This is a genomic window from Psychrobacter sp. TB20-MNA-CIBAN-0197, assembly GCF_040309765.1.
Classification (GTDB): domain Bacteria; phylum Pseudomonadota; class Gammaproteobacteria; order Pseudomonadales; family Moraxellaceae; genus Psychrobacter; species Psychrobacter submarinus.
In genome coordinates this window covers 1-272 of record NZ_JBEOPC010000590.1, presented here as the reverse complement: position 1 = coordinate 272, position 272 = coordinate 1, and the positions used below count along the sequence as shown (strand labels likewise).

The window sequence follows — 272 nt, the reverse complement described above, 5'->3', positions numbered from 1 at the left end:
GGATTACCGCACCTGGTTCACCGGGCGCGCGGCGGTGTTTCAGGCGTGGATCGATGCGGGCAAAATGGACCCGGTCGACCCGGTGCACCTGATTTTCCTGCTGTGGGGCAGCACTCAGCATTATGCCGACTTCGCCACGCAGATCTGCCGCGTCACCGGGCGCAGCAAGTTGACCAAGCAGGACATGGAAGACGCCGGCAACAACCTGATCCGCATCATTCTCAAAGGCTGCGGCCTCACTCCTTCTCTATAAGACGTTTATGCCTTTCACC

General features: G+C 59.6%; 1 protein-coding gene. It reads left to right on the top strand.

From position 1 onward, the window contains the following. The coding region (locus tag AAEY83_RS15100) for a TetR family transcriptional regulator C-terminal domain-containing protein (protein WP_351060181.1) at positions 1 to 253 on the top strand (253 nt) is incomplete at its 5' end. Positions 254 to 272 lie beyond the last annotated feature (19 nt).